At 40.8% G+C, this 18,176-nt stretch carries 21 protein-coding genes; 10 read left to right on the top strand and 11 right to left on the bottom strand.

The features are described 5' to 3' along the window. Positions 1–111: 111 nt before the first annotated feature. From P162_RS11925 to tgt, 8 genes are all read right to left on the bottom strand, one after another. Positions 112–1,107, bottom strand: a complete 996-nt coding sequence (locus P162_RS11925) for an NADP-dependent oxidoreductase (protein ID WP_031427607.1) — start codon at positions 1,105–1,107, stop codon at positions 112–114. Between the two features lie 125 nt (positions 1,108–1,232). Further along, positions 1,233–1,760 (bottom strand): DUF922 domain-containing protein, encoded by a 528-nt coding sequence (locus P162_RS11920; RefSeq protein ID WP_031427605.1) that lies wholly within the window; start codon positions 1,758–1,760, stop codon positions 1,233–1,235. A 1-nt stretch (position 1,761) separates the two neighbouring features. Further along, positions 1,762–2,979: a hypothetical protein gene (locus tag P162_RS11915; protein WP_051908062.1), complete on the bottom strand. Its 1,218-nt coding sequence runs from the start codon at positions 2,977–2,979 to the stop codon at positions 1,762–1,764. Between the two features lie 225 nt (positions 2,980–3,204). Beyond that, on the bottom strand, positions 3,205–4,755 hold the full coding sequence (dnaB, locus tag P162_RS11910; RefSeq protein WP_031427603.1) for a replicative DNA helicase: 1,551 nt from the start codon (positions 4,753–4,755) through the stop codon (positions 3,205–3,207). A 167-nt stretch (positions 4,756–4,922) separates the two neighbouring features. Further along, complete coding sequence (locus tag P162_RS11905) at positions 4,923–5,876, bottom strand: acetyl-CoA carboxylase carboxyltransferase subunit alpha (RefSeq protein WP_031427601.1); 954 nt, start codon at positions 5,874–5,876, stop codon at positions 4,923–4,925. A 194-nt stretch (positions 5,877–6,070) separates the two neighbouring features. Continuing rightward, the gene (locus tag P162_RS11900) at positions 6,071–7,039 is read right to left on the bottom strand and encodes a DMT family transporter (protein WP_081868419.1); all 969 of its coding nucleotides are present in this window, start codon (positions 7,037–7,039) and stop codon (positions 6,071–6,073) included. Next, complete coding sequence (locus P162_RS11895) at positions 7,026–8,102, bottom strand: LptF/LptG family permease (protein WP_031427597.1); 1,077 nt, start codon at positions 8,100–8,102, stop codon at positions 7,026–7,028. Before P162_RS11895 ends, P162_RS11900 begins: the two co-directional genes overlap by 14 nt. After that, the gene (tgt, locus tag P162_RS11890; RefSeq protein ID WP_031427596.1) at positions 8,102–9,232 is read right to left on the bottom strand and encodes a tRNA guanosine(34) transglycosylase Tgt; all 1,131 of its coding nucleotides are present in this window, start codon (positions 9,230–9,232) and stop codon (positions 8,102–8,104) included. Before tgt ends, P162_RS11895 begins: the two co-directional genes overlap by 1 nt. A gap of 166 nt (positions 9,233–9,398) precedes the next feature. On the opposite strand from tgt, the gene P162_RS11885 reads away from it, so the two are divergent. After that, complete coding sequence (locus P162_RS11885; protein WP_031427595.1) at positions 9,399–9,980, top strand: outer membrane beta-barrel protein; 582 nt, start codon at positions 9,399–9,401, stop codon at positions 9,978–9,980. Between the two features lie 77 nt (positions 9,981–10,057). Here the strand turns inward: P162_RS11885 and P162_RS11880 are convergent, their stop codons facing one another. Then, a complete protein-coding gene (locus tag P162_RS11880; protein WP_031427594.1) occupies positions 10,058–10,630 on the bottom strand; it encodes a hypothetical protein in 573 nt (190 codons plus the stop codon). A 218-nt stretch (positions 10,631–10,848) separates the two neighbouring features. On the opposite strand from P162_RS11880, the gene P162_RS11875 reads away from it, so the two are divergent. Together P162_RS11875 and P162_RS11870 are read left to right on the top strand one after the other, a co-directional pair. After that, positions 10,849–11,733, top strand: coding sequence for an AraC family transcriptional regulator (locus P162_RS11875; RefSeq protein ID WP_031427593.1), 885 nt, complete (start codon positions 10,849–10,851; stop codon positions 11,731–11,733). A gap of 2 nt (positions 11,734–11,735) precedes the next feature. Beyond that, on the top strand, positions 11,736–12,347 hold the full coding sequence (locus P162_RS11870; protein WP_031427592.1) for an alpha-ketoglutarate-dependent dioxygenase AlkB family protein: 612 nt from the start codon (positions 11,736–11,738) through the stop codon (positions 12,345–12,347). 40 nt (positions 12,348–12,387) lie between these two features. On the opposite strand, the gene P162_RS11865 is transcribed toward P162_RS11870, so the two are convergent. Next, on the bottom strand, positions 12,388–13,173 hold the full coding sequence (locus P162_RS11865) for a S1/P1 nuclease (protein ID WP_031427591.1): 786 nt from the start codon (positions 13,171–13,173) through the stop codon (positions 12,388–12,390). Positions 13,174–13,398: 225 nt separating this feature from the next. On the opposite strand from P162_RS11865, the gene P162_RS11860 reads away from it, so the two are divergent. From P162_RS11860 to P162_RS18000, 7 genes are all read left to right on the top strand, one after another. Then, the gene (locus P162_RS11860) at positions 13,399–14,259 is read left to right on the top strand and encodes an SPFH domain-containing protein (RefSeq protein ID WP_031427590.1); all 861 of its coding nucleotides are present in this window, start codon (positions 13,399–13,401) and stop codon (positions 14,257–14,259) included. Positions 14,260–14,262: 3 nt separating this feature from the next. After that, positions 14,263–14,418, top strand: coding sequence for a DUF4177 domain-containing protein (locus P162_RS11855; RefSeq protein ID WP_117434201.1), 156 nt, complete (start codon positions 14,263–14,265; stop codon positions 14,416–14,418). A gap of 5 nt (positions 14,419–14,423) precedes the next feature. Continuing rightward, positions 14,424–14,924 (top strand): hypothetical protein, encoded by a 501-nt coding sequence (locus P162_RS17885; RefSeq protein WP_031427589.1) that lies wholly within the window; start codon positions 14,424–14,426, stop codon positions 14,922–14,924. Between the two features lie 326 nt (positions 14,925–15,250). Further along, the gene (locus tag P162_RS11845) at positions 15,251–15,430 is read left to right on the top strand and encodes a hypothetical protein (RefSeq protein WP_031427588.1); all 180 of its coding nucleotides are present in this window, start codon (positions 15,251–15,253) and stop codon (positions 15,428–15,430) included. Between the two features lie 60 nt (positions 15,431–15,490). After that, the gene (locus tag P162_RS11840; RefSeq protein ID WP_031427587.1) at positions 15,491–16,759 is read left to right on the top strand and encodes a DUF819 domain-containing protein; all 1,269 of its coding nucleotides are present in this window, start codon (positions 15,491–15,493) and stop codon (positions 16,757–16,759) included. Between the two features lie 134 nt (positions 16,760–16,893). Then, the gene (locus tag P162_RS18005) at positions 16,894–17,358 is read left to right on the top strand and encodes a DUF4369 domain-containing protein (RefSeq protein WP_316931603.1); all 465 of its coding nucleotides are present in this window, start codon (positions 16,894–16,896) and stop codon (positions 17,356–17,358) included. A gap of 17 nt (positions 17,359–17,375) precedes the next feature. Further along, entirely contained in the window at positions 17,376–17,660 is a 285-nt protein-coding gene (locus P162_RS18000; protein ID WP_316931602.1) for a hypothetical protein, read from the top strand. A 224-nt stretch (positions 17,661–17,884) separates the two neighbouring features. Here the strand turns inward: P162_RS18000 and P162_RS11830 are convergent, their stop codons facing one another. Then, the gene (locus P162_RS11830) at positions 17,885–18,151 is read right to left on the bottom strand and encodes a hypothetical protein (protein WP_031427586.1); all 267 of its coding nucleotides are present in this window, start codon (positions 18,149–18,151) and stop codon (positions 17,885–17,887) included. Between the last annotated feature and the right edge of the window lie 25 nt (positions 18,152–18,176).

The raw sequence follows: 18,176 nt of genomic DNA, 5'->3' as shown, positions 1-18,176 counted from the left end.
GTATATATTCAATTAAATTATAAATCAGCGATCCTTTAAATTCATGATCTGCTGCTCAAAATATTCTTAAAACCTGATCAGTAAACTAAAACCCAATCTTTCAAAAATACCTTAGACCTCAACGATCATTTTACCCGAGTTCTTTCCGTCGAAAAGATCTATAAAAGCTTGCGGTATGTTTTCAAAACCTTTTACAATGGTTTCTTTGTGCATTATTTTATCCTCTTGTAGCCAGGTGGCCAATTGCTTCATTCCATTATTAAATTCCGATTGAAAATCACCAACAGTAAAACCTTGCATTAATACGCTATTTTTGATCAAAATAGGCGTTACCCGTGGCCCTACAGGCATTTTTTCATTATTATAAACGGAAATGGCACCGCAAACCACGACCCGTGCGCCGCGTGCAATATTTTGCAAAACAGCATCACTGATCTCGCCACCCACATTATCAAAATAAATATCAACCCCATCAGGTGCCAGGTTACTGATAGCTTCCTGCATATTGTCTGTGGTTTTATAATTTATACCTTCATCAAAACCAAACTCTTCCTTGAGCAATGCTATTTTTTCATCAGTACCAGCAATCCCTATCACGCGGCAATCATTTATTTTACCTATTTGCCCCACGATACTTCCTACGGCTCCCGCTGCTCCAGAAACCACAATAGTATCTCCTTTTTTGGGTTTGCCAATATGCGTAAGTCCGAAATATGCGGTAAGCCCGGTCATCCCCACAGCTCCCAGATACGCAGAAAGTGGGGCCTGGTCTGGATCAACTTTTTGTATATTTTTACCGTTGTTTGTCTGAAATTCTTTCCAGGCAAGCATACCATTTACAAAATCCCCTTCTTTAAAATCGTCATTCTTAGATTCTACCACCTCAGCGATAATTCCAGAAACCAATGGTTCGTGCAGTTTAAAAGGTTCTATATACGATTTTTGATCGCGCATCCTACCCCGCAAATATGGGTCTACAGATACGTATTTTGTTTTCAATAAAACTTCGCCATTTTGAGGCTTTGGTTTTTCTTCTTCCGTAAATTTGAAATCAGAATCTTCTGGCCGTCCCTCTGGCCTATTGTTCAATACTATTACCTTATTCATAAACTTCTATTTTAGTTAAAAAAACGGTCAATTTTAATCGAAAAAAAGCTACAAACCCTCTAAAATAGATCCTATAGCGCACCGCTTTAAGGAAGAAATATAACTTAATTGAAAGGAAGGCAATCTCAATATTTTGCTAAAAGCTGGTTAACTTTTTCCTCCCAGAAAAGTTCCCGCTGATTATTAAGACCATGCCGGGTTTCTGCATCAAAATCCTGCTGCATTTTCTGCCGTTTTTGCTCTATTTTTCGGTATAAATGGTTCATTTCTGAGCGTATATCTTCTGAAAAATCGAATTTTGAAATGGTTTCTTTTAGCATACGTGCATGCACTTCGGTGATCATAAAATGAAGGCGCTCATGTTCTAATAAGGCGGCATTTACCCGCCCTGGTTTGTACCAGGAAAGTTTGGGATATATATAGGCTGTGATTTGAAGTGAAGATAGCTTTGCGCCGCCTTTAAAACTAATGGAGAAATCCTGCGATATTCCTGTGTTTACACTCGCGGCATATAGACTTTGTTCATCGGGAAAACCGGAAAGGTCTGCCCAACTAAAATCCTTTTTTTCTGACCAGGAATATCTGGGTTGCTGGGCGAAAGTAGCGCAACTAAAAAAGAGGATCATCCCAAGCACCTGATACACATGAGGCATATTAGGTTTTTTGCTTTTTCTTTTTCGCTGCGGGAAACAGCACATTATTGAGTATTAAGCGATATCCCGGACTACTGGGATGCAAAGAAAGCTGAGTTTTGGGATCACCTACCCTGTGCTGATAATCCTCTGGATCATGGCCGCCATAAAAGGTAAAAAAGCCTTTTCCCTGAATACCATGAATATATCGCGCCTCGCCATTTGTTTTGTTCTCGCCCAGCACCAGTACGGTTGCTTTAATAGCATTGGGATCGTACGCGGTGGTCTGTCCCATAAAACCCTTGACCAAAGCGGTATGATTTTGACATAACATCGTAGGCACGGGATCCCATTTTGCCGAAAAATCTTTAAGGGTAAAATAATCGGTGTCCATAGGGATACGCCGTTTTGAGGTCATGTCTATGGAAGAAAACTCATACTTATTGGGATCGCGCTCCAGTTGAAAATCCTTAAAGGCAAATGTATTGTCGTAATCTATTTTTGCCTGGTAATTCGCATCAGAAGGATCCCCATCAAACATGGGTTCGCAAATATCCACCCCTGCGGCAGAGAGCGCAATGTCAAAACTATCGGTCGCGCTGCACATGGCAAACATAAACCCCCCACCTATTACGTAATCCCTAATATGCTGTGCAACAGCAAGTTTTTCTTCGGAAACCTTATCAAAACCCATTTCGCTGGCAAGCTGCTCCGCGTTTTTTTTCTCCTGAATATACCAGGGCGCCGCCCGGTAACTCCCATAAAACTTACCATACTGCCCAGTAAAATCCTCGTGGTGCAAATGAAGCCAGTCGTAAAGAACCAACTCATCGCCCAGCACATTTTTGTCATAAATGGTTTCATAAGGAATCTCCGCATAACTAAGCACCATGGTCACGGCATCATCCCAGGGAAAAGAACTTTCTGGAGTGTAGACCGCTATTTTAGGGGCTTTTTCAAGTACCACGGCTTCCATATTTTGAGAAGGGCTATTGATCTCTTCTAGGATGGTTGCTGTTTTTGAATCGCTCAACACTTCAAAAGAAACCCCACGAATCTTGCATTCTTTCCGTAGTTCTTCGGTATCAGACATTAAAAAAGAACCCCCACGGTAGTTGAGCAGCCATTTCACTTTTTGCTGTCGGGCCAGGGTCCAGTAGGTGATCCCATACGCTTTTAGGTGCTCTTTTTGACCTTCCAGGTCCATTGGGATCAAAACATAGGAAGCAAATCCATGCATACTGAAAAGAAAAAAACATAAAAAGAACGCAATTTTCCGCTTAAAACGGTCAATAATTGGTCTTTTAAGGAGATTTCGTATTGTAAGATTCATAGGCATTTTGTGAATTTACAATATAGCAAGGATTATGCCCAGAATAGGAATGTATTGCCCCTAAATATCTTTAAGTTTAACAAGAAAAATGAGAAGAATCCAGGGGATTAATTGCCCTGCTCATGAATTCCATTAGAATGGAATCCCGTCATCATCATCGTCATTCATAGAACTGCCAAAGGCCTGGTCTGGACTGGTAGGGAAACTTTCTGGACGGAAGGTATCATCATTTGCCGCCGCGTTCTGGTTCATTGCGGACTCAAACTGGTAAGGCGTGCTAAAATCATCCAGGTTATCAAATTTACCCAAATGCCCTATAAATTTAAGTCGGATGTTTTCCAGGCCTCCGTTACGGTGTTTGGCCACGATAAATTCCGCCTGGCCGTCTGTTGGGCTGCGCTCCTCATCATCCCATTCATCAATTTTGTAGTATTCAGGACGATAAATAAAGCTTACAATATCAGCATCCTGTTCTATCGCCCCAGATTCCCTAAGGTCAGAAAGCAGTGGGCGTTTACTTCCACCACGGGTTTCCACCGCACGGGATAACTGAGAAAGTGCGATAACCGGAACGTTAAGTTCCTTCGCAAGTGCTTTAAGGTTTCGGGAAATCATGGAAATTTCCTGTTCGCGGTTTCCATTTTTCTGACTTCCGCCGGCGGTCATAAGCTGCAGGTAATCAATCACGACCATTTTAATACCGTGCTGCGAAGCAAGACGCCTGGCTTTTGCCCGAAGGTCAAATATGGAGAGCGAAGGTGTATCATCAATGAACAACGGCGCTTTTTCCAGTGCGGCGACTTTGTGGTTGAGTTGTTCCCATTCGTGTTTCTCCAGTTTACCGGTACGCAGCTTTTCAGAAGAAAGACCTGTTTCAGAAGAAATCAAACGTGTAATAAGCTGTACGGAAGCCATCTCCAGGGAGAAAAACGCCACAGGAATGCCCTGCCCTACCGCAATGTTCCTTGCCATACTCAACGTAAGCGCGGTTTTACCCATACCAGGACGCGCCGCAACGATAATAAGGTCACTGGGCTGCCATCCCGAGGTTAGTTTGTCCAACCTGTCAAAGCCGGAAGGAATACCGGAAAGTCCTTCTTTATTGGATATTTCCTCGATTTTCTTTTTCGCCTGGATCACAAGGCTCTGGGCGGTCTCGCTACTTCGCTTGATATTGCCCTGTGTTACCTCGTACAATTTGCTTTCCGCATGATCTAAAAGGTCAAAAACATCTGTGGTCTCATCATATGCCTCTTCAATAATCTCGTTTGAAATTTTGATCAAGCTCCGCTGAATGTATTTCTGCAGGATTATACGCGCATGGTATTCAATATGCGCAGATGAAGATACTTTCTGGGTAAGCTGAATAAGGTAATAATCACCGCCCGCCTTATCAAGCTTTGCCATTCTGCGCAATTGCTCAGAAACGGTTAATAAGTCAATGGGCTCCCCATTTTCAAAGAGCGCCCTAACGGCGTCATAGATATGCTGATGTGCTTCTTTGTAGAAAACCTCTGGGGTAAGGATATCAATGATCTCATCTACCCCTTTTTTATCAATCATCATTGCACCCAGCACAACCTGCTCTAAATCAATCGCTTGTGGCGGTATTTTCCCTTTTTCGAGGGAAATCACTTGATTTGAACTGGTTTTGTATGCAGGCTGGGTCTGAATATTTTCCATGTAGCGAATGTAAATAAATAGTGAAGGCTTTGGGTGATTATTGCCTTGAGGTTTATTAACCGGTAGTCAACAAATGCCTTGTGAATAACTTTATTTATTTGTTGATAAGCATAAAAAAATCCGGGTTGTTAAATCCCGGAATAAGGTTTAACCTATGTTTACGCCCTTTAGGTTTTAAAAACACCCATCTGGCTGTATTTTTCCATCCTTTGTTCTACCAGATCTTCTGGGGATAAGTTTTTTAAGTCCTTAAATGACTTTAGAATTTCATCTTTTACAATAGAAAATGTTTCTTCCCTGTTGCTGTGTGCACCTCCCAAAGGTTCTTTAACAATATGATCTACAAGCTTTTGTTTTTTCATATCCTGGGCGGTAAGTTTTAAGGCTTCTGCTGCCCGTTCCTTATATTCCCAACTGCGCCATAGTATAGAAGAACAGGACTCTGGCGAGATCACACTGTACCAGGTATTTTCAAGCATGAGCACGCGGTCACCTACACCTATGCCCAGTGCGCCACCACTGGCACCTTCGCCAATGATTACCACGATAATGGGCACTTTAAGTTTGGTCATTTCAAAGATATTCCTGGCGATTGCCTCTCCCTGACCGCGCTCTTCAGCCTCAAGGCCGGGATATGCACCCGGGGTATCAATAAGACTGATTACCGGGATACCGAATTTCTCTGCACTTTTCATCAACCGAAGGGCCTTGCGGTATCCCTCTGGGTTTGCCATACCAAAATTACGGTACTGGCGTGTCTTTGTGTTGTATCCTTTTTGCTGACCAATAAACATAAAACTCTGATCGCCTATCTTGCCCAGCCCGCCTATCATCGCTTTGTCATCTTTGACATTGCGATCACCATGCAGTTCTAAAAAAGTATCGCCACAAAGCGCTTTGATATAATCTAAAGTATACGGTCTATTGGGATGGCGCGAAAGCTGCACCCGTTGCCACGGACTCAGGTTTTTGTAGATCTCCTTTTTCGTTTCGGCCAGTTTTTTTTCAATCTGCTTACAGGTATTGGTTACATCCACATCGCTTTCCTGCCCTATTATTGAGCATTTATCGAGCTGTTCTTCTAACTCTTTGATGGGTTGTTCAAAATCCAAATATTCCATGTATAGGGAGAATTTTAGTGAGAAGGCAAATATACAAGATTTTAAAACGTCCTTCCAATGCTTTGGGAGTTTTAAATAGGCACGTTTTACTTTTTTTGCATTTCAATAATTGTCCAATTAAAGTCTTTAATTTTAGCAGAAAATGTTACCACTTTGCATGAAAAATCGCCTAAAAAGTTGAAAAATCGCCTGTTTTAGTCGGTTTTTCGGGGGGAAATAGTGGCGTTTTTTGACTCTGTGAGTCGGCCATGCGGATTTTTCAGCGTTTCCGGTAGCGTACCATTTTTCTTCCGGCGACGGTTTTTAAAAATTCCGTTCAAGACCACTGTACTCAAAATCAAAAGCGCTCCGTAATAAAAGCCAGTGTTCATTTGCTCAGCATTCCCCAATATCACAAAAGCCAGCAAAATACCATACACCGGTTCCATGTTCACGGTAAGCATAATCGTATATGGGCTTAGGAATTTCATGACCTTTACGGAAGCAATAAAGGCATAAGCCGTACAAATGGTAGCAAGGATAATAAGGTAGATCCAGTCCATCCCGGGAATCTGAAAGAACTGCGCATCAAAACCAGAAGAAAACAAAAGATACACACTGATAAAAAGAACCCCTGCAGAAAGTTCATAGACCGAGATTACCGATGGCCGGTACTTCTGGGCAAACTTACCGTTGATAAGGGTAAATACGGAGGACAAAAAAGCGGAGATCAATGCAACGATAATCCCTTCGGTATAGCGGGTTTCTACTTCAAATATGAGGTAAAGCCCAAAGATAACCACTAAACCAAAAAATATCTCGTACCAGATTACTTTCCGTTTATAGAAAATAGGCTCTAAAATAGAGGTGAAAAATGCCCCGGTACTGATCATCGCCAGCGTTATGGATACATTAGAGATCTTTATGGCACCAAAAAAAGTGAGCCAGTGCAGCGCGATAATTACGCCCGCAATACCAAAACCGGCCAGGGTTTTCCTATTTACTTTCAGCGAAATACCCTTCCATTTAATATATAGAAAAATGGTTATTGACGCCAGCAGCATGCGGTACCAGACCAGGGGCACGGCGTCAATCGTAATGAGTGCGCCCAGCACAGCGGTAAATCCCCAGATAAAAACAATTACATGAAAATGCAGGTAACTGCGCAGCTTATCGTTTTGCATTCTTGAGGAGATAAATGGCGAGCATACCAAAAAGTACATTGGGTAGCCAGACCGCTATAATGGGTGAAAAATCAGATTGTTCGGAGATTGTGGTAAATACTTTGTCAAAAAATATAAACACAAATGCCAGTGAAATACCCAGGGCGAGATTGATCCCCATTCCCCCACGTCGCTTGATCGCAGAAACCGAAACGGCGATGATCGTAAGGATATAGGCACTTACAGGCAAACTGAAGCGTTTATAAAGAACCACCTGATACCTATTTATAGCCGAAGAGCCCCGTGCTTTTTCCTTTGCGATAAATTCACGCAGCTCTGGCGTATTTAAGGTTTCCGCAATGTATTCTACGGGCGTTAGATCTTCCAGGTCAAAGTCAAAAACAGTATCCAGATTTCTTTCGGTATCCAGGATATCACGCTCTTTGCCCACGATACGTTTTCTATAACCATTGAGGGAATAGGTACTGTCCTCTGGCTTAAAAACGATGCTGCGGGCCTGTATTTTATACTCTAACGTGTTGCCATTGAAGTGTTCCAGCGTAAAATTATTACCCAGGTTTTGTGCGGGATTAAACCGACTCACATATATATAGTCATCGTCGCTAATCTGCCGGTACACATTCTGGGTTTCCCTATCTTCTTTATTGCTTTTCAGATATTGATAGGTAAACTCATTAAATCCGCGACTTGCGGCAGGGGCGAGATACGTACCCATAATATAGGCCCCTACACAAACCAGGGTTGCACCTATGATATAAGGGCGTAAAAAGCGGTAAAAAGAAACCCCACTGCTCAAAAATGCGATCACTTCTGTATTATTTGCCAGTTTTGACGTAAACCAGATCACTGATAGAAACAAAAACAGCGGGAAAAGCAGGTTTGCGAAATAAACCGTAAAGTTGAGATAATATATAGCAACTTCAGATAAAGGAGCCTCATTCGCCAATATCTTATCTATTTTTTCTGCAAGGTTTACGGTGATACCTATAGGAATAAATAGCAGCAACATTGTTATAAATGTACCCAGATAACGCTTGAGTATGTACCAATCAAGTATTTTCATTATAACCTGTTATCCATTTGGCGCACCATTTTTTCTTTCCACGTGGCAAAATCGCCCGCTAAGATATGTTTTCTTGCCTCACGTACCAACCACATATAAAAGCCAAGATTGTGCAGGGTCCCTATCTGCCGTGCGAGCATTTCATTTACTTTAAACAAATGACGTACGTAGGCTTTACTATATTCCTGATCTACCCAGACAGTACCATGCTCATCAAGTGGAGAGAAATCAGTTTCCCACTTTTTATTCTTGATATTCAATATACCATGGCTTGTAAAAAGCGTACCGTTACGGCCATTGCGCGTGGGCATCACACAATCAAACATATCAATACCCAGGGCTATATTTTCCAGAATGTTAGTTGGGGTGCCCACACCCATTAAATAACGGGGTTTATCTGCCGGAAGTATATTCGTCACCACTTCGGTCATTGCGTACATTTCTTCAGCTGGTTCTCCAACTGAAAGTCCACCGATGGCATTCCCCACGGCGCCTGCGTTTGCAATGTATTCCGCAGATTGCATTCTCAAGTCTTTATACGTACTTCCCTGTACAATAGGAAAAAACGCCTGTTCATAATCATATTTCACGGGTGTTTTGGCCAGGTGCTTTATACAGCGGTCAAGCCACCTGTGGGTCATGTGCATAGAGCGCTGAGCGTACTGGTAATCACAGGGATAAGGCGTGCATTCATCAAAGGCCATGATGATATCTGCACCTATGCTGCGCTGCACTTCCATAACATTTTCTGGCGTAAAAAGGTGCATGGAGCCATCTATATGGCTCTTAAACTTTACACCATCCTCTTTAATCTTTCTATTTGCCGAAAGTGAATATACCTGATAACCACCGCTATCTGTAAGGATATTGCGGTCCCAGTTCATAAATTTGTGTAAACCACCAGCAGCTTCCAGTACTTTAATCTGTGGCCTTAGATATAAGTGATAGGTATTGCCCAGTATAATATCAGGATTTATATCTTCCCGAAGTTCACGCTGGTGAACCCCTTTTACCGAGGCTACCGTACCCACCGGCATGAAAATGGGGGTTTCTATCGTACCGTGAGCAGTTGTAATTGTGGCCGCTCTTGCGCTGCTGGCAGTATCTGTCTGTAAAAGGTTAAAGTGCATCATTTTTTTTAAGAAGTGGCAAAGGTAAAACTATTTGTAAGAACACTTAATCAACCACAGTGGCATAGCAAATAAAATAAGTAGACCTAAAATTGCGTTAAGAGGATTGTAACGCAATTCAAATTATAAACCAAAACAGCAAATTCACAACTTAAACCACCTTAGTATGAAAAATGTAGTATTAGGAATATTCATGATTGTATGTAGCGTGGGCTTTGCCCAGTCAAGCTATGGAGTAAGTGCCGGACTTAATTATAACGGAAATGGCGATGTAAAAGATTCTGCCGGTAAGGTTATTGAGAATCCAGACCGTAACGTGGGGTATCATATAGGTGTATTCGGAAAAATAGGGAGTTCCATTTTCTTTCGGCCAGAGCTATTGTATACCAGTACAAAAAGTTCTTACAATGATAACAGGGACTTTAAAATGCAAAAATTAGACGCTCCCCTACTCGTAGGTGCACAGGTTTTTGGCCCCTTGAATATATTTGCGGGACCATCGCTTCAGTATATTTTAGACACAGATTATGACCAGGTAACCTTAGGCGACGTAGAACATGACCTTACAGTAGGAGCCCAGTTTGGGATAGGCGTGAATTTAGGTAGCCTGGGTGTGGATATACGTTATGAGAGAGGTCTGAGCGATAATGAAGCGCAATTTATTGATACAAACATCACAACTTTGAACAGTGGTCGTATAGATACCCGTCCAGATCAGGTAATACTTTCCCTTTCACTGGAACTTTAGGTAAAAAAAAGACTATAAAACACCAAAAATGCCCCTTAATAGGGGCATTTTTCAGTTTCACAAGTAGGTTAGTGAACTTAGTTCATGCTAATGCTTTTAGAAAAAGAATGATCACCTACGTAGGTCTTCACTAAGTAATCCCCTTTTTTATCATTTGCAAATTCAAAAGTTTTCTTTATTATAAAATCTTCGCTCTGCGTTGAAGCGACCTCAGCTCCTTTGTTGTCATATATCTTGAAAGTCACTGTTTTGTGTGCAGGATTTGTCAAAGACATTCTCAACGTATTATTTATTTTTTTGAAGCTTGGCTTGAAAACCGTTCCTTCTGCATCAGCAAATACAGAAAGTCCATCCGCATTCTTAATGATTAATGTTTTTTCAAAAATCACGTCATTCTCCATGTATAGGGTATACGTACCGTGGGGAAGATTTTTAAGGTCAAGCGTCTCCACTTGATTTTTTAATTCTTTGTTATACAAAAGAACACCCTGATCATCACGCAGCAACACATTTGAAGAGGCACCTACTTGCTCCAGAGAGACCAATAAAGTGTATCCTTCTTTTACAGCGACGTTGAAGTCTGCTGCAAACACGTTCATACCGGCGATAAGCACCATTGCCAACATTAAATTTTTGATTGTTGTTTTCATAAGTATTTGTTTTAAATGAATATTTGGGAAATATTTCAATACAAACATACCTAGATTAAACCCTCAAAAATAGAAGACAATATGCAACAATATGTGCTAAATTAACTACAGAACCAATCCTCTAAAGTAAATTGTGAAAATTAAACATATTTGGGTTAATTTTACACAGGTGTGTTTCTACACTTCAGCGTACTTTAGAGAAACCAAATCTTAAGTCTATGTCAAGTATTGTAACCTCAAAACCTACTTTAGAAAAGATAAAGCCCACCTTTGGCAGTTCTTTTTTATACAGGACCTATAACGCAGAAAAAGAAAACAATAGTAAAAACTTCTGGCATTACCATCCCGAGCTTGAGCTTGTTTATGTGCATGGTGGCACGGGAAAACGCCAGGTAGGAAGTCATATTTCCTATTATCGCAATGGAGAGCTCATATTAATAGGGTCAAATTTGCCCCATTGCGGTTTTACGGATTCCCTGAGTAATTACGATCAGGAGACCGTAATACAAATGCTTCCCGATTTTCTGGGGGCTACATTTTTTGAGATTCCCGAGATGAAGAGCATAAAATCGCTTTTTGAACGGGCGAAAATGGGAATCGTTTTTCATGGGGAAATTAAACGTGGTATTGGCGCAAAAATCGAAGCGCTGGGGAGACTGGGAAATTATGAGCGCTTGCTTGGTTTGCTGGAAATTTTAAAATCACTTGAGGTTGCAGAACAGTACACCGTACTGAACGCGCAGGGTTTTATACTGGAAACCGAACTTCAGGACAACAATCGTATCAATATAGTCTTCAACTTCGTCAAGGATGAATTCAAACGTCAAATCCCTTTGGACGAAATTTCAGAACTGGTAAGTATGACCGTTCCCGCATTTTGCAGGTATTTTAAAAAGATTACCGGTAAGACCTTTACCCAGTTTGTCAATGAATACCGCTTGACCCACGCTGCCAAATTATTACATGAAAATCCTATTAGCATTACAGATGTTTGCTTTGAAAGCGGATTTAATAATTTCAGTCATTTTAATAAACAGTTCAAAAAATTTACCGGAAAAACACCATCAACCTATCGCAACGAACTAAAATTTATGGTATCGTAGGTATGGAAGGACTTTTTGATCAGGAAAATACATGGTATCAATTACTAGATATGCCGCAAGCGGAAGTCTATTACTACCCGGACTTTCTTGAGCCAAATCAGCAAAAAAAATTATTTGATCATTTAAAAAAACAAGTGAACTGGCAACAGGATAACATCAAAGTATTTGGAAAAATCTATGCGCAACCCCGTTTAACCGCGCTTTTTGCAGACAATGAAAAATCCTACACCTATAGCTCCATAACTATGCACCCAGCGCTTTTTCCTACGGCACTCCTGGAGTTAAAGCAAAAAATAGAGCAAAAGACCAAATGTGTTTTTACCACCTGCCTGCTCAATCTATACAGGGACGGTCAGGACAGTAACGGCTGGCATGCAGATGATGAGAAAGAATTGGGCAAAAACCCTATTATTGCATCGGTAAGCCTGGGAGCACCCCGATTTTTTAAATTCAGGGACAAAAAGAACAAAGCAGATACGCGTAAAATCCTCTTAGAGCCGGGTAGTTTGCTTCTTATGAAGGGTAGCACACAACATCACTGGCAACACCAGGTACCAAAGACAGCAAAACAAGTAGGGGAACGCATCAACCTTACCTTCCGGAAAATTGACTGAAAAATCTTAAAACAGCCGCATTTTATATTAAATTGTATTTCTAATCAAAGATTTGATTGAGTACTTCGGCAAGACGAATTCCGCCTTTTTCAAGCTGTAAAAAGACTGTATCTTTATATTCTTCCATATAGGCATATCCCAATTTATCACCGCTTTCCGCCGAATTATATACTGTTTCGACCAATTGCTGACTTTCATCAACCCAGTCCATCAGTGAACCCTGGCTATACATTTTATAACGCTCTTTTGCAACAGCGCCATAATTTGTTGCGAGTTCGCTATAAGACATTCCGTAGCTTTCTATCATCTGGGTATCCCACACAGAATGTAAGTTTGTGCCCTTATTGAACCAGCGTACCTGTAGATCGTTGCCCCCCTTATCAGATGCCCGCCCTACGTGTAAGGGCTGGTGTAGATCCCCCATAAGATGAACAAGCATTTTTAAGCTGAATATTTTATCCTGCTGTGTTGAAGCCTTTGAAAGAAGCACTTCCCTACACGTATTGATGGCCATTACAAGATCCCCATCAGGATTTTTAGCATCTTCCGCATAGGTTTTTCCCGGAATTATGTTCACATAGTGCCAGGCGCTATATTTACGCATCTCGGCAATACTTTTGATCTCATCGCCGTAAGTGGAAACGGTCACGAGCGTTTCATCGCCAAGCAAACGTTTGATAGCACGTTCTGCCCTGTTAGAAAGATATTTTTCTGCTATTGCGGCTGTGGTTCGATGTCCATTTTGCCCCCAATCATCAACCGTTCTGGCAGTCGCCGTTACAGTAGTTAGAAGTACACTCAATAGCACTAAAAGAAGACGCGTCATAGCTGCTTGATTTTTTGTAAAACTAATCAAATCTGCTTTCAGGTAGGTTATGTCAGTTTAAAAAATGCTTCAAAATGGAGTAAAACCCGCTATTTATTGCTCATTATCAGCCGATTTTAGGCATTTTATACGGAAATCAAAATTATACAAGATTATTAATAAGTGGGATACTAAAAAATTATATATCTTTATGATATCAATATAATATCATTAAAATTTAAAAAAATGTTCAAAGAAAAAACCGTTTTACCCGCTAATGGCTCTATACTACTTGCTATATTAATCCTGGTAATCGCAGCCTCTATCACAGGAATATTCTATTTTGATAACGGCCTAATAGGTATTGTTACTTTTATAGTGTTTGCATTGCTTTTTGGCCTTGTCATGGTTAACCCTAACGAATCCCGGGTACTTCTACTCTTCGGAAAATACAAAGGCACTATCAAGGCCAATGGCCTTTATTGGGTAAATCCATTTTTTACAAAGAAAAAAATATCGCTTCGTGCAAGTAATTTTGACAGCGAGCGTTTAAAGGTTAACGACAAACTGGGAAACCCCGTGATGATAAGTACCATTTTAGTGTGGCGGGTGAAGGATACTTACAAGGCTGCCTTTGAAGTTGACAATTATGAAAATTTTGTGCGCGTACAGACTGATGCCGCGGTACGTAAACTGGCCAGTATGTACCCTTATGATAATTTTGCAGATGAAGGCCTGGATGAAGATATTACCTTACGCTCCAGCATGAACGAGGTAAGTGATGCCTTAGAAAAAGAACTTGAAGAGCGCCTGGCAATTGCCGGCATACAGGTTTTAGAATCCAGAATTGGCTATCTGGCCTACGCACAGGAAATCGCAAGTGCGATGCTTAAAAGGCAACAAGCTACCGCTATTGTTGCCGCCAGGCATAAAATCGTTGAAGGTGCCGTGGGCATGGTAGAAATGGCGCTCAATGAACTGGGCAAGAAAAATATCGTAAATTTAGATGAAGAGCGACGCGCAGCCATGGTGAGCAATTTAATGGTTATATTGTGTGGTGATAAAGATGCATCACCAGTCGTAAATGCAGGAACTTTACATCATTAGAAGATGAAAGAATACAAGGTTAAAACATATAAGAGCAGTTTAACGAACAATGATCAGAAACTACAGGATTTTCTCAATAAATTTGCGATAGAAGGTTGGCAGGTAATAACAATATTGGATAATTATCAGATTATCCTTGAACGTGAGAAAAACAGATAATATTAATGAAAGTATTTAAAGAAGTTCAACGTTTTGACCAGTGGTGGCTGCGCATTTTACTTATTGCAGCCCTTGCTGTTGCCGCGAGCCCCTTAGTGTTTGAATATGATGCGATCATTCAATCGAGATCAGAAATCACCAGTGTTGTGACCAGCATGCTTTTGATTGTTGCGCTATTTTTAACCTTTTGGTTTCTATTCAAATTGGAAACACGTATTGATGAACAGGGCATATCCTATCGCTACCTACCTTTTCACAGAAAAGCGCGGCTTCGCACCTGGGATAAAATACGATCTGTCTCTGTGCGCAAATACAACCCAATTTTAGAATATGGCGGCTGGGGATATCGTATAGGACTTAGAAAAAAACGCGCCCTCAACGTAAAGGGCAATATGGGAATTCAAATCGTATATAAAAATGGGCGCCAACTCTTATTGGGCACACAACGTCCCAATGAAGCAGAAGCTGTGCTTAAAACATACGTTAATAACGGAGCGATAAAGTAGGAAATCACTAGATATGAAAGTATCCTGAAATTGTTTTCTTCAGAAAATATCAGGGTGAAATCATAGTATTAATTCGCTTTTCCAATTTCGGGAAATGAACAGCAAGGCACCACCTTAGCAGCCGTGGCTTCATCTATTCAATTTAAGTTTAAAATAGATAAAAAGCTCCATCCTTTATCTCTATGCACACTTTGAAGCAATCTCATATTTTAAAGCTTCGGAATAATACATTGCAGAAAAACCCTATAATTCCGCTTTAAAAAACATTTGAAATTTATAGTAAGAAAATCTGGTGCTACGAGCTACTGGTTGATTAAAGAATAACAATGGCAAAGAAAAAAGCTTTCGCGCTACGTATTAACGAAGATATTTTAAAAGCTATTGAAAAATGGGCTTCTGATGAATTTAGGAGCACTAATGGCCAGATAGAATATTTACTGAACGAATCCCTGAAAGCTCAAAAACGCCTTCCCACTTCTATGGGCGACAAAGATGAAAAATCGTAAACTCCTCCCTTATTTTTCCTCCTAGTAATTAATGTGCTATTTTCCCCAAAAATTTACGTTATGCAAAGTGAGCCTTTAATTGTAAATGATGCCATTGTCTTTGGGCTGATCATGTTTGCATTAGCTGGTATATTTTATACTTCAAGCAAGAAAAATGGCTTTTGGCATAAATTTTATAAAGTAGTCCCCGCGCTGCTCTTGTGTTATCTTTTTCCCGCAATCATGAGTACCGCCGGCCTTATAGACCCTGATGTTTCCCAATTGTATTTTGTGGCCAGCCGCTATCTTTTACCGGCATCCCTTGTACTTATGACCTTATCTATAGACTTAAAAGCAATCTACAATCTAGGACCAAAGGCACTAATTATTTTTCTAACGGGAACAGTGGGAATTATAATCGGCGGACCTATAGCCATTCTATTGATTTCCATGGTATCCCCAGAAACAGTGGGTGGTGCCGGGCCAGATGCCGTATGGCGCGGTCTCGCAACGCTTGCCGGAAGCTGGATAGGTGGCGGTGCAAACCAGGCGGCAATGCTTGAGATCTTTCAGTTCAATCCTGAGAAATATGGCGGGATGGTCTTTGTGGACATTGTGGTTGCTAATTTATGGATGGCCATTATCCTGATGGGAATTGGGAAGACAGAACAAATAGATCGCTGGCTCAAGGCAGACGCCACGGCAATAACCGAACTTAAAAACAGGGTTTCCGCTTATGCGGAAAAGGTCAACAGAATCCCTACTTTAAGTGACTTAATGATCATGCTGGGCCTGGCTTTTGGCGCGGTAGGTTTTGCTCATTGGGGCTCAGAAAAAATATCGGATTTTTTAATACATAATTTTGCGGCCTTTAGTGACCCTAAGTCGGCCCTTTCTTCCTTTACCAGCACTTTTTTCTGGATGATAACCCTGGCAACCGCAGTGGGCATTGGACTTTCTTTTACTTCGGCGAAGCAATATGAAGGCGCCGGGGCGAGCAAAATAGGTAGTATATTCATCTATATCCTTGTGGCGACGATAGGAATGAAGATGAACCTGACCATGATTTTTGACAACCCCGGGCTGTTGGCCATAGGTCTGGTCTGGATGTCTATTCATGCAGGATTGCTGATTCTCGTTGCTAAACTGATCAAGGCCCCTTACTTTTTCCTTGCGGTGGGCAGTCAGGCCAATGTGGGAGGAGCAGCATCTGCGCCCGTGGTAGCGGCTGCTTTTCACCCTTCGCTCGCCACGGTGGGCGTGTTGCTTGCCGTTATGGGTTATGTTGTAGGCACCTGGGGCGCGTATGCCTGTACGTTACTTATGCAGATTGCCTCTTCTAATGCTTAAATCCTGCTTATACCGTATTTCATAAGTAAAAGGTATTGAAGGTGATAAGCTTTTTTGCGCTTAAAAATTGATAAACTGCCTTAGCTTTTCAAGTAAAAAATGGGCATCTTTGCTGCTCAACCCAAAAACGTATCATGTTCAAAAAATTGATTTTTATTGCCGTGGCCCTCGCGACCATAAGTTGTAACAACTCCAATGATTTTTTTATAACGGGCAACGTCAGCGGACTTAAAAAAGGAAAATTATACTTACAGCAGGTTGATGATACTACGCTGATCACACTGGATAGTGTAGAGATCAATGGGGATCCAGAATTTGCCTTTGAAGCAAGAATTAAAGAACCGCAGGTATTATACATCAATCTTGATAAAAAGGATGGTTCAGATTATGATGATCGTATTTTATTTTTTGCCGAACCCGGGGAAATGACCCTAACTACCTCCTTGAAAAATTTTGAACGACAGGCCGCGATCACTGGATCTGAAAACCAGCTAAAGCTTGATGAATATCAAAAAATGATCATCAAGTTCAATGGGCAGAACCTTGATCTCATCAAAAAAATTTTGAGGCACAGCAGCAGGAAAACGAAGATTCGCTGATATTTTATGACAAGAAAATGCAGGATCTTGTACGTCGTAAATACCTCTACACCGTTAATTTTGCAATGAACAACAAGAATCTGGAAGTTGCCCCTTATCTCGCCATATCAGAGATTTTTGATGCTAATGTAAAGTATCTGGATACTATTTACAAAGCGCTGGAACCTGATATACGCAAATCAAAATACGGTAAGACTTTAAAAGGATTTATAAAAGAACGCAAAAAAACAGATAAGCAGCCAGAAGAAGTAGAGGTCGCTAAAAAGAAAGAAATTACGCCCAAAGAAGGTGCTACAAAATAAACCCCAGGAATGCCAAAAGAAACTTTTCGATTATAACTGCCTTTCTGGTTTCTTTAAATATATATTTTAGTCATTACAAAATAGGATCCTAAAAGAACCTATTCTTTTTTCAATGACAATAATACCTAAAAACCCCTCAAAACATACCAAAAATGGTCATTTTGAGGGGTTTTTCATTGGGTTTTAAACCAAATCAGATGATTATCTAATTGGTTTTAAAAATGCTATAATTCATTAGCTTTTTTGATCAATGCATTGCCTTTTTCCGCTAGTTCATTTTGAACATCGTTAAGGTGCTTCTTTCTGTTATCAACAGATTTATCATTCACTTTTGCAATCAGTTCGTCAAAGGTCGCAATGGCTTCATCAATGATTGCTTCGGCTTTTGTTTGATCTTCCTTGGGATTTTCCTGCTGCCATACATATACTTCATCAATAATATCTCCTAAAACGTAGTTTATGTCCTTTTTGAGGTTTTTAATGCTTGCCATTCTGTTTTTCTTTAAATTTAGTGTT

It is taken from the genome of Flavimarina sp. Hel_I_48 (genome assembly GCF_000733945.1).
GTDB lineage: Bacteria > Bacteroidota > Bacteroidia > Flavobacteriales > Flavobacteriaceae > Leeuwenhoekiella.
Note: the sequence above shows the minus strand (reverse complement) of the source record. Positions and strands in the feature narration are given on the sequence as shown.

Excerpts from the sequence above, each read along its gene's own strand:
- P162_RS17885 (WP_031427589.1), top strand. The coding sequence starts at position 14,424 with ATGAAAGTATTTAAAGAAGTTCAACGTTTTGACCAGTGGTGGCTGCGC.
- P162_RS11860 (WP_031427590.1), top strand. The coding sequence starts at position 13,399 with ATGTTCAAAGAAAAAACCGTTTTACCCGCTAATGGCTCTATACTACTT.
- P162_RS11875 (WP_031427593.1), top strand. The coding sequence starts at position 10,849 with ATGTCAAGTATTGTAACCTCAAAACCTACTTTAGAAAAGATAAAGCCC.
- P162_RS11845 (WP_031427588.1), top strand. The coding sequence starts at position 15,251 with ATGGCAAAGAAAAAAGCTTTCGCGCTACGTATTAACGAAGATATTTTA.
- tgt (WP_031427596.1), bottom strand. The coding sequence starts at position 9,232 with ATGCACTTTAACCTTTTACAGACAGATACTGCCAGCAGCGCAAGAGCG.
- P162_RS18000 (WP_316931602.1), top strand. The coding sequence starts at position 17,376 with ATGCAGGATCTTGTACGTCGTAAATACCTCTACACCGTTAATTTTGCA.
- P162_RS11900 (WP_081868419.1), bottom strand. The coding sequence starts at position 7,039 with ATGCAAAACGATAAGCTGCGCAGTTACCTGCATTTTCATGTAATTGTT.
- P162_RS18005 (WP_316931603.1), top strand. The coding sequence starts at position 16,894 with ATGTTCAAAAAATTGATTTTTATTGCCGTGGCCCTCGCGACCATAAGT.
- P162_RS11925 (WP_031427607.1), bottom strand. The coding sequence starts at position 1,107 with ATGAATAAGGTAATAGTATTGAACAATAGGCCAGAGGGACGGCCAGAA.
- P162_RS11920 (WP_031427605.1), bottom strand. The coding sequence starts at position 1,760 with ATGCCTCATGTGTATCAGGTGCTTGGGATGATCCTCTTTTTTAGTTGC.
- P162_RS11830 (WP_031427586.1), bottom strand. The coding sequence starts at position 18,151 with ATGGCAAGCATTAAAAACCTCAAAAAGGACATAAACTACGTTTTAGGA.
- P162_RS11895 (WP_031427597.1), bottom strand. The coding sequence starts at position 8,102 with ATGAAAATACTTGATTGGTACATACTCAAGCGTTATCTGGGTACATTT.
- P162_RS11855 (WP_117434201.1), top strand. The coding sequence starts at position 14,263 with ATGAAAGAATACAAGGTTAAAACATATAAGAGCAGTTTAACGAACAAT.
- P162_RS11905 (WP_031427601.1), bottom strand. The coding sequence starts at position 5,876 with ATGGAATATTTGGATTTTGAACAACCCATCAAAGAGTTAGAAGAACAG.
- dnaB (WP_031427603.1), bottom strand. The coding sequence starts at position 4,755 with ATGGAAAATATTCAGACCCAGCCTGCATACAAAACCAGTTCAAATCAA.
- P162_RS11870 (WP_031427592.1), top strand. The coding sequence starts at position 11,736 with ATGGAAGGACTTTTTGATCAGGAAAATACATGGTATCAATTACTAGAT.
- P162_RS11915 (WP_051908062.1), bottom strand. The coding sequence starts at position 2,979 with ATGCATGGATTTGCTTCCTATGTTTTGATCCCAATGGACCTGGAAGGT.
- P162_RS11865 (WP_031427591.1), bottom strand. The coding sequence starts at position 13,173 with ATGACGCGTCTTCTTTTAGTGCTATTGAGTGTACTTCTAACTACTGTA.
- P162_RS11880 (WP_031427594.1), bottom strand. The coding sequence starts at position 10,630 with ATGAAAACAACAATCAAAAATTTAATGTTGGCAATGGTGCTTATCGCC.
- P162_RS11840 (WP_031427587.1), top strand. The coding sequence starts at position 15,491 with ATGCAAAGTGAGCCTTTAATTGTAAATGATGCCATTGTCTTTGGGCTG.
- P162_RS11885 (WP_031427595.1), top strand. The coding sequence starts at position 9,399 with ATGAAAAATGTAGTATTAGGAATATTCATGATTGTATGTAGCGTGGGC.